Source organism: Saccharopolyspora sp. (assembly GCF_017434145.1).
In the GTDB taxonomy this organism is placed as follows: domain Bacteria; phylum Actinomycetota; class Actinomycetes; order Mycobacteriales; family Pseudonocardiaceae; genus Saccharopolyspora_C; species Saccharopolyspora_C galaxeae.
The window spans coordinates 1-9,029 of the sequence record NZ_JAFRFW010000961.1 but is presented as its reverse complement, the minus strand read 5'-3'; the positions used below and the strand labels follow the sequence as shown (position 1 = coordinate 9,029).

Genomic DNA, 9,029 nt, shown 5'->3' with positions numbered 1-9,029 from the left:
GATGTCCGGGTCCGCCAGCAGGTTCCCGGCAGGGGCGAGTTCCGGGCAGTTGGCGTCGAACGGCGCCAGCGAATCCAGGTCGTAGGCGGGGCCGAGGTCGTCGTCGGAGCGGCAGAGCCCGTCCCAGATCCGCCGCATGACGTCCTCGGCCCGCCACATGTCGATGTGCTCGAGCGGTTCCGGCGGCACCACGCCGACCGTGCACCTGCTGCCGTAAGTCTCGTTGTCGTCGCACAGCAGCAGCGGCCACAGGCCGGTGCGCCGGTGGTCGGTGCGCAGCGCGCCCAGCAGCCGCGGCGCGGGTGCGTCGAGGCTGATCCAGCACAGCGGCGGTTCGTCGCCGGTGACGCGGGTGGACTGCTCGGCGAGCACTTCGCCTGCCGGCAGCGGCATGGCCGGCTCGCTGCCGGAGCTCCTCGCCAGCAGTGCCGCCAGGTCAGCATCGGCCCGAGCCGACAGGTCCGCGTCGGCCCGGGCCGACAGGTCCGCGTCGGACCGGGCCGGCGGGTCCGAGTCGGCCAGCGCCGACAGACCCGCATCGGACTGGGCAGGCAGGCCCGTGCAGGATCCCGCTGAAGGCCCGGTGGCCTGGTCGTCGTGCAACTCGTCACCGCCTCCGCACCGGACGTCACGCCGCGCCCACCCTAATGAGGGCACCGGAGCTGCGGTGCACCTGCTGCCTTTTCGTGATCGGCGGGCGCCCGCCGATCAGGTCTCCTGCGGCCGCCGCGGCTCGACGATGCAGTCCGGGCCGGGGTAGACGAGCCGTTCGTGGCCGTCGTCGAAACGCACCCGGTACGGCGGATCGCCGGAATCTCCGCGCACCTCCAGGATCACGCCGGTGCGGTCGGTCTCCTCGACCGTCCGGCTGTGCACGTGGAGCTGGTCGCCGACTGCTGCCTTCATCGCCCTCACCTCCGACACCAGGCTAGGTGACCGGCGCCACAGCGCGCAGGGCTCTGCGGCCGGGAATCGGGGCGGCCGGGAATCAGGCTCGCGGCACCAGCCAGCTCATCACCTCGGGCGGCAGATCGAGCGTCGCGATCCACGGTGCGGCACCGACCCGGTAGAGCACCACCGCGCCCAGCACCACGGCGATCAGCGTCAGCCCGGGCCCGACCAGCGCCATCTCGACCTTGCCGCCGGTGCGCATCCGCAGCGCTTTCGGCGGGGCGACCGGATACCAGGTCTTGCCGGACAGCGGGAACGGCCAGAGCATCGGGCAGCCCTGCTCGGTGATGGCGTCACCGATGAAGTGCGCGATGCAGCCGAGCATCACCGCGACGCCGAACGCCGCCGCGTCGGTGGGCTGATCACCGGCCCAGTACCAGCAGGTCAGCGTGAGTCCGAGGGAGGCGCAGGCGATCAGCAGCGCGTCCTGCCTCGGCGACCAGGTGTGCATGATGCCGCGCACGGCCAGCCCGGCGAAGGTGAACATCAGCACGCCGAGCGCCGCCCCGGAGCTGCTCTGCACGATCGCGGTGGTGATCAGTCCGGCGAGCACGGCGAAGACCACGGTGTGCGTGAACCCGCGGTGGGTGCCTTCGCGGTCGCTGTCGCTCTTGGTGCGGGTGAGCCGGTAGAGGAACCCGCTCAATCCGCTGATGGCCGCCGAGAATCCGCGCGACAGGGCGCCGAACGTGCTGGCCACGGTGGACTTCGGGTGGTCGATGTCGGGCAGCAGCGCGGCTCCGGAGGCCAGCGTGGCGCCCACGACCCAGGTCTTGGGGGAGAGCTGGCCGATCAAGTGGCTGTCGGCCAACGCGGTCACCGCGGCCCATGCCGCCAGTCCGCTGATGGCGTGTGTGGGTCCGGTCGCCAAGTGCCGCCTCCCGTGATCGTCGCCCGCGCCGAGCCTAGAAGAACGATCTGCCGGTCGGAGCGCCGCCTCGCCGGATTCGTCTCATGCAGGTGTCGCGCGCCGCGGGGGCGGGGCACAATCGAACACGAATAGCAGTACGCTTGTACCGCTTGCATTCTCGCGAGAGGAGCACCCCGCCACATGAGCAAGATCAAGGTCCAGGGCACGGTCGCCGAGCTCGACGGTGACGAGATGACCCGGATCATCTGGTCCTTCATCAAGGACAAGCTGATCCACCCCTATCTGGACATCAACCTCGACTACTACGACCTCGGCATCGAGCACCGGGACGCCACCGACGACCAGGTCACGGTGGACGCGGCGAAGGCCATCGCGCAGCACGGGGTGGGCGTCAAGTGCGCCACGATCACGCCGGACGAGGCGCGCGTGGAGGAATTCGGCCTGAAGAAGATGTGGCGGAGCCCGAACGGGACGATCCGCAACATCCTCGGTGGCGTCATCTTCCGCGAGCCGATCGTGATCTCGAACGTCCCGCGCTACGTACCGACCTGGACGAAGCCGATCGTCATCGGGCGTCACGCGCACGGCGACCAGTACAAGGCCACGGACTTCAAGGTCCCGGGCCCGGGCACGGTGACCATCACCTACACGCCCTCGGACGGCTCCGAGCCGATCCAGCAGGAGGTCGCGCAGTTCCCGACCGACGGCGGCGTGGCGATGGCCATGTACAACTACAAGCGCTCCATCGAGGAGTTCGCGCGCGCTTCGTTCCGCTATGGCCTGGAGCGCGAGTACCCGGTGTACATGTCCACCAAGAACACGATCCTGAAGTCCTACGACGGCGTCTTCAAGGACGTCTTCGAAGAGGTCTACGAGAACGAGTTCAAGGCGGACTACGAGGCCAAGGGCCTGACCTACGAGCACCGGCTGATCGACGACATGGTCGCCACCGCGATGAAGTGGGAGGGCGGCTACGTCTGGGCGTGCAAGAACTACGACGGTGACGTGCAGTCCGACACGGTCGCGCAGGGCTTCGGTTCGCTGGGCCTGATGACCTCGGTGCTGATGACCGAGGACGGCAAGGTCGAGGCGGAGGCCGCGCACGGCACCGTCACCCGGCACTTCCGCCAGCACCAGGAGGGCAAGTCGACCTCGACGAACCCGATCGCGTCGATCTTCGCGTGGACCCGCGGCCTGGCCCAGCGCGGTCGGCTGGACTCCACCCCGGAGGTCACCGGTTTCGCCAACGCCCTGGAGCGGGTCGTCATCGAGACCGTGGAAAGCGGCAAGATGACCAAGGACCTGGCGCTGCTGGTCGGCGGCGGCCAGGGCCACCAGACCACCCAGGAATTCCTGGCCACGCTGGACGAGAACCTGCAGAAGAAGATGGCCGACCGCTGATCTTCCTCGGGTAGCCTGGAACGCCACTTTCGCCCCGATTCCGGGGTGGGAGTGGCGTTTTCGCTTTCCGGGGGAACCTCGCCGCGCGCCGAGCGTCTCCCGGTGGGACCTCGGTGCGAACGAAGTGAGGAGCGGAACGGATGCCGTACCAGTACAAGGTCGTGGAGCTTCGGGAGAAGATGCTGGGCGGCAAGATGTCCGGCGATCGGTTGGAGAAGGTGCTGAACGAGCACGCCGCCGACGGCTGGCGGCTCAAGACGATCACCGGCGCCGACGTGAAGGGCCGGGTCGGCCCCGGCGGAGTGGACGGCCTGCTGGTCACCTTCGAGCGCGAGCGCTGAAAACCGCGACCGGCCCGGGCGCGTCCCGGGCCGGTCGGCCCGGCCGTCGGCGACGACCTCCGGTTCGGTAAGCTGATCGACAACGCGCCGTCGGCGCGGCCAACTTCACCAGCGCGATTAGCTCAGCGGGAGAGCGCTACCTTGACACGGTAGAGGTCACTGGTTCGATCCCAGTATCGCGCACCATTTTGTTGCAGGTCGGCGGTGTGGCCAACGATCTTGGTGGTCCGAGCGCGGATGCGTGTTCAGTTGACCGTGATTCGACCGTGGGACGTGCTGCGAACAAGCGGCCCTCCGAGTTGAAAATCGGTCGCGCGATTACCGGCCCAGCATGAGGAGATCACCCGCTGGACGCCCGGCACCGACCGCCTGGACTGGGGAACAGGCCGGTGCCGACTATCTGCTCACCGCCTGCTCGGGCCGAACTGCGCTGCCAGGAAGGCGGTCTGGTCTCGTACCGCGCGCTCGAACAGGTCGCCCACGTAGATGTCGAAGTGGTCGCCCTCGTAGTGGCCGACCTGGACGTGGTCCTGCCCGGCGGCGAGCCGGGCCGTGGTGTCGGCGGGTGCGGCCCTGTCGTCCTCGCACACGCACAGCAGGGTGGGCGCGGTGACTTTCGGCAGGTCCTTTCCCGGCCGGTACAGCGGTAGCCGCAGCGCCAACCGGGCCGCGACCCCGTTGGCGCTGTCGGCCCCGCCGTCGGTCCCCTTGAGAACGCCCCAGAGGGTGTCGCGACCGACCCCTGTGTCGGCGGGCCGGAAGGAATCGTCACCGGTTTCGACGTTCTTCGACAGTCCCCTCCCCAGCGATGACATCTTGGTCACGGCCGCGGAAGTCCGGGCGGAGAGCCGGGTTCCCGGGGGCAGCAGCCGCGAGGCTTCGGCGATCGCGGTCGGCGACACGAGGTAGGCGGGCATCCACCACACGCCCACCACCGGAGCGAGCACCGGCTTCGCGCCGAACCAGGACCCCACGGTGTCGAGCACCCCGGCGGCGATGAGCCACAACATGCTCAACGGTGAGCTGCGGAAGCGGGAGAACAGCGAAGCCGGACCGTCGGTGAACGGGCACTGGGCCACCACGGCGGCCAGCTGGTGGTCTTCACTCGCGATCCGCAGCGCGTGCCCTCCGCCGAAGGAGGTTCCCCAGGCCGCGATCCGATCGGTGTCGACCCCCGGCAGCGATCGGCCGTAGGCCAGGGCGGCTCGCCAATCGTCGAGCTGGTCCTTGATGTCGAGCAGCTGTCGAGGTGAGCCCTCGCTGGCCCCCAGGTACCGGTAGTCGAACACCAGCACCATCCAGCCCTGCTCGGCGAACCGCTCCGCGAACGCGTCCAGCCGCCACTCCCGCACCGCGCCGAGCCCGTGTGCCATGACCACCAGCGGTCGCGATCCACTCGCTTCGGCAGGGGCGTACAGCCACGCCGCGCACTGCTGGCCACCGGACTCGAACCGGACGTCGCGCCGCACGGTCTCAGCGCCCGGGTTCCGCCCCGATGTCGTCTCCATCGCCGTCCTCCTCAACGGGCCCCATCGGCTCTTGATTACCGTTCAAGTCGATCGCGAGGCTATGGCCCTCTTGAATGCGAGTCAAGAAGTGGCCACTCGGCGCCTGCGCCCGGTCAGAAGGGGAGAAGCCAGGTTGGCGGGTTCTTGAATACCTGCCAAGATGCCGTCATGCCTCGTAACCGCCGCCCGGTCCCCAAGGAGCAGAAGCGCGATGAGCTGCTGGCCGCTGCAGCGCAGCTGCTCGTGCTCGAGGGCTACGAGGCCACCTCGATGAGCCGACTCGCCCAGCACGCCGGCGTCGCTCCGAACACGTTCTACTGGTACTTCCGCGACAAGGACGAACTGCTCGTAGCCGTAGCCGACCAGTATCTCCAAGTGCTACTGCATGAGCACGCCTCGCTGGCGGACCGGCCGCTCGCCGAGCAGTTCCGCTGGTTGATCGAGAGGCTCCGGCCGGTCAAGCACCTGGTCGCCACGGTGCACAACCGGGTCGCTGTCTCGGAGTCCGTTCGCGAGTGGCATACCGGCTTCCATCAGAGCTTCGAGAACCTCTTCGAGCGACAACTCGCCAATGCCCTGGCCGCCGAGCACCGCACCGCGGAAATCGCTGCCGCGACCTTCACCCTCGAAGGCGCGATCACTCACAGCATCGACGAGGCCACCACGGAACAACTCTGCAAGATCACTGCCGATCGCCTGCACCGGGCAGCCGAGGCGAAGACGAGCGCGATCTAGGAAGTCACGAGGGCTCCGTCGAGGCAGGGGCCTCGGTATTTCCGGGTGGGCCGGTGCTTCGAGGTCATAGCGGGATCGAAGCGATCGGGACCGGGCTGGACGGATCGGACAGCCGCACGGCTGGAATGTTGAGGTATTGCGCGACTCCCGGGACCCGGTCGGGCAGGCCGGGATTACTGCCGCCGTCGCCGACGAGTTCGGCGGGTTCGCCCTGCAGCGCGGTCCGGTCGCCGCTGAAGCTGTGGTAGCTGGCGTGCGACTCGCCCACCAGGATCACGTATTTGCCGGGATTGCTCTGTTGGTCGGTTCGCACGGCGTCCGCCGCGTACGTGTTCATCATGGCGGCCCGCTCGTGCAATTTCCAATCTCGCTGGGCTTGCGATGCGCCTTGCACCGACCGCTTTTCGGCCACGAGGGTGTCGGCGGCCCGGACACGTATTCCCCCGACAGCTCGCACCGCGGCCAGCAGCGTCCGCAGTCCGTCGTGATTCTTGTCGGCCCGGTTCCGGTCGAGAAATATGTTGAGTTGCGGCGGATTCGCGCCGCCCAGGTACTGGTCGACCCAGTTCTGCTGCGCCCCGCTGCGGATGGATTCCAGGAAGATCGTTCGCAGCCCGGCGGCGCGCGCCGCTCCGATGTTCGCCGCGAGGAAGTCCCAGGCGTGGGGCTCCTTGTGCCGCTCTCCGATGAGGAAGCCGTCGGCGTTCGAGTTGATCAGCGCCTGCAACGCAGCGGCTGGTTGCAGGCCCGTCTGCTGGTCCACCGGGTTCTGCCTGGCGGGCGCGGGAGTGACGTGTGCTTCGGTCGCGGCCTCTTGGCGCAGCACCCGCTCGCGATCGTCCTGCGCTGCCCAGTGCGCGCGAGTTCTCCCGGATCCCTTTCCGGATTCTTTGAGCGTGTCGACCGGCCCCAGCAGCTGATTGTTGAGATGCTTGCGCGCCTGCTCCGCGAGTTTGTACACGAGGTGCGGATACAGATTGTTGAGGGTTCTCGTGTCGTAGTTGACCAGAACGGATCGCTGCGCGTCGCTGAACCGCACCTGCGGATCTGTGTCGGCCTGCGGGTGGAGACGGCGGACTTCATCGCGAAATTTGGTCCACTCGTCGGCGGCTTTGTCCCGGGAACCGCAGAACAGCACTTGCCACCACGGCTGCTTGGGCGGCGCCGGGAAGTCGACCGCCACGGAAGGACCCGGTGGTTCTTCCCGCACTCGTTCCATGCGCTGCACGGACGGCGCACCTCCCGTACGAGTGGCTGCCGCACCGCGCTGCGCCTGCGAGCCGATTTCCCGGGACACTGCCGCGTTACCGATCGCCTGCTGCATGGCTAGCGCGTTCGACGGTGTCACCCGCCCGGCTGCCGGTACCTGCTCGGTGGCGGGCCGCTCGGTCGTCCGCATTGGCCGGGCGGTGCGGGGTTGCCGGCTTTCGGGCCGTTGCTCGCGATCGCGCATTTCCGCCTCCTGGGAAGCACTCGCCGACCAGTTTCCGGAGCTGACCGCGCCGCCGGAAGACGCACACGTGAGGTGATCCGGGCAGGACCCGTTGCCCGAACGGACAAGGCCGCCGACGCGGGCAGCTCTCGCTGCGCAATCCCCACTGCTCAGCAGGAATGAAGAGGGGACGACCGGCAGCGGCGGCACTGCGGGAAGGCGCCCGGGTGACGCGTTCGGGCAGCGCTGCTGCCCGAACGTGCAACGGAGATCGGCGCGGTCGGTGGAAGTCGCGGCGGGGCTTCGGTCATCGGACCCGTCGCGGCCCCGGATCGGCGCAGGTGGCAGTTCCCTGGTGCGGTGGTGAACATCCGGGCCAAAAGAGGTTTTCCCTATTCGTGGCCGTGGCCCGTGGTGGCCCGACGCGGCGGTGCCGGTCGGTCATCGGCGGCTTCTGGGTGGTCTGAGCTGGGCTGATCGAGGTTGCGGGGGCGTGCGGGACGGCGTTGCGACGGAATTCGGTGGTCTGCGAGGTCCCGTAGGGTGCTGGTCGCGCTTTCTCGCACAACCCGATTTCATTCGGGGTGGTCCTTGTGGCGGCTACTGGTTGAGTTCCTGTGACGTGATTCACGGTCGGTCAACCTGGGGGCGAGTGCGGCGTCCTACGGACGAATACTTGGAACGCGGTTTTTGGGGAGAGAACGATGCGTAAGGCGTTGATCACCGGCGTGATCATTGCGGGGCTGGGGCTTTCCGGGGCGGCCTGCGGAACCAGCGGCGAATCGGTACCCGATCCTGGTCAGGCGGCCGTGAAGAAGCTGCCGCCGCAGATGCAGCCGGGTGCTCCGGGCGATGAGAACGGCAATGGTCAGCTCGATTCGAGTGAGACGCCGGATAACCCGGATGCGTTGCCGCCGCAGATGGAGCCGGGTGCTCCGGGTGACGAGAACGGCAATGGTCAGCTGGACTCGAGTGAGACGCCGGATAACCCGGATGCGTTGCCGCCGCAGATGCAGCCGGGTGCTCCGGGTGACGAGAACGGCAATGGTCAGCTGGACTCGAGCGAGACGCCGGACAACCCGGACGCATGATCGGCGTTCGCACCCTCGCGTGATCGGTGTTCGCGAACACCACGAACGGCGCGAGTTCGCGGATCCGCTGCCGACACCACGTCGGCAGCGGATTTTTGCGTTTGGTGCCCTCCGGCGGCAGCGGTTCCGGACAGCAAGACGGTTCTTGGCGAACAGCCTCCGACCCGTCCGGATCACGCCGGAGTCGCGCGCCTGCGCGGTTTCCGCGCACCCACCGAGTCGAGGTTCACGACGCAGCGGCCGGTGGGATGTCCCAGGCGGAACGGCTCAACGGCGGGCCGCCGCGCGCATCCGCCGCCGGCCGAACCGGGCAGCACGGGCGTGGCGATCATGGCGGTGCGGAGGATTCCGATGGAATCGCGCGGTCGCAGTGCCGCGCAGCAACATGTACGGCACTCGGGAGTTCACGGCTGCTCCCGCGAATGCTTGTAGTGGCCGGTAGCGCGCGAGCCGTTCCGGCTTGCGGGAGGCCGCACCGCTCCGCGGCCGGCCATCGCAGATCACCGGGCCATCCAGATCACCGGGCCATCCAGATCACCGGGCCATCCAGATCACTGGGCCATCGCGAGCACTCCGGTGGTCACGCTCGGCCGACGCGGTCACTCCGGCACCGGCCGATTCCCGGCGCTCCAACGACTCAGCCGGGACCGGCCGCGACCCACCGACCCCCCACCGGTCGCCCGGGGGGGGTTCGGCCGT

The 9,029-nt window shown here is 68.5% G+C and carries 8 protein-coding genes, 1 tRNA gene and 1 pseudogene; 5 read left to right on the top strand and 5 right to left on the bottom strand.

The features are described 5' to 3' along the window. From IJH84_RS25970 to IJH84_RS25960, 3 genes and pseudogenes are all read right to left on the bottom strand, one after another. Positions 1-603 (bottom strand): annotated as a pseudogene (locus IJH84_RS25970) (hypothetical protein); the annotation flags it as partial. 105 nt (positions 604-708) lie between these two features. After that, positions 709-906 carry a DUF1918 domain-containing protein gene (locus IJH84_RS25965; RefSeq protein WP_200068521.1) on the bottom strand — a complete coding sequence of 66 codons (198 nt, stop codon included), beginning with the start codon at positions 904-906 and terminating at the stop codon, positions 709-711. An 82-nt stretch (positions 907-988) separates the two neighbouring features. Next, positions 989-1,822, bottom strand: a complete 834-nt coding sequence (locus IJH84_RS25960) for a metal-dependent hydrolase (RefSeq protein WP_200068522.1) — start codon at positions 1,820-1,822, stop codon at positions 989-991. A gap of 180 nt (positions 1,823-2,002) precedes the next feature. Here IJH84_RS25960 and IJH84_RS25955 point away from each other — a divergent pair, with 180 nt between their 5' ends. From IJH84_RS25955 to IJH84_RS25945, 3 genes are all read left to right on the top strand, one after another. Next, complete coding sequence (locus IJH84_RS25955) at positions 2,003-3,223, top strand: NADP-dependent isocitrate dehydrogenase (protein WP_200068523.1); 1,221 nt, start codon at positions 2,003-2,005, stop codon at positions 3,221-3,223. Between the two features lie 140 nt (positions 3,224-3,363). Next, the gene (locus tag IJH84_RS25950) at positions 3,364-3,564 is read left to right on the top strand and encodes a DUF4177 domain-containing protein (RefSeq protein ID WP_295150039.1); all 201 of its coding nucleotides are present in this window, start codon (positions 3,364-3,366) and stop codon (positions 3,562-3,564) included. A gap of 111 nt (positions 3,565-3,675) precedes the next feature. Continuing rightward, positions 3,676-3,750, top strand: a tRNA-Val gene (locus tag IJH84_RS25945). Positions 3,751-3,968: 218 nt separating this feature from the next. Here the strand turns inward: IJH84_RS25945 and IJH84_RS25940 are convergent. Then, a complete protein-coding gene (locus IJH84_RS25940; protein WP_295150035.1) occupies positions 3,969-5,072 on the bottom strand; it encodes an alpha/beta fold hydrolase in 1,104 nt (367 codons plus the stop codon). 168 nt (positions 5,073-5,240) lie between these two features. On the opposite strand from IJH84_RS25940, the gene IJH84_RS25935 reads away from it, so the two are divergent. Continuing rightward, positions 5,241-5,807, top strand: a complete 567-nt coding sequence (locus tag IJH84_RS25935) for a TetR/AcrR family transcriptional regulator (RefSeq protein WP_295150032.1) — start codon at positions 5,241-5,243, stop codon at positions 5,805-5,807. Between the two features lie 64 nt (positions 5,808-5,871). Here the strand turns inward: IJH84_RS25935 and IJH84_RS25930 are convergent, their stop codons facing one another. After that, positions 5,872-7,206 carry a hypothetical protein gene (locus IJH84_RS25930; protein WP_295150030.1) on the bottom strand — a complete coding sequence of 445 codons (1,335 nt, stop codon included), beginning with the start codon at positions 7,204-7,206 and terminating at the stop codon, positions 5,872-5,874. 737 nt (positions 7,207-7,943) lie between these two features. Here IJH84_RS25930 and IJH84_RS25925 point away from each other — a divergent pair. Beyond that, positions 7,944-8,330 (top strand): hypothetical protein, encoded by a 387-nt coding sequence (locus IJH84_RS25925; RefSeq protein WP_295150027.1) that lies wholly within the window; start codon positions 7,944-7,946, stop codon positions 8,328-8,330. The last annotated feature ends 699 nt before the right edge of the window (positions 8,331-9,029 follow it).

Excerpts from the sequence above, each read along its gene's own strand:
- IJH84_RS25965 (WP_200068521.1), bottom strand. The coding sequence starts at position 906 with ATGAAGGCAGCAGTCGGCGACCAGCTCCACGTGCACAGCCGGACGGTC.
- IJH84_RS25955 (WP_200068523.1), top strand. The coding sequence starts at position 2,003 with ATGAGCAAGATCAAGGTCCAGGGCACGGTCGCCGAGCTCGACGGTGAC.
- IJH84_RS25950 (WP_295150039.1), top strand. The coding sequence starts at position 3,364 with ATGCCGTACCAGTACAAGGTCGTGGAGCTTCGGGAGAAGATGCTGGGC.
- IJH84_RS25940 (WP_295150035.1), bottom strand. The coding sequence starts at position 5,072 with ATGGAGACGACATCGGGGCGGAACCCGGGCGCTGAGACCGTGCGGCGC.
- IJH84_RS25935 (WP_295150032.1), top strand. The coding sequence starts at position 5,241 with ATGCCTCGTAACCGCCGCCCGGTCCCCAAGGAGCAGAAGCGCGATGAG.
- IJH84_RS25930 (WP_295150030.1), bottom strand. The coding sequence starts at position 7,206 with ATGCGGACGACCGAGCGGCCCGCCACCGAGCAGGTACCGGCAGCCGGG.
- IJH84_RS25925 (WP_295150027.1), top strand. The coding sequence starts at position 7,944 with ATGCGTAAGGCGTTGATCACCGGCGTGATCATTGCGGGGCTGGGGCTT.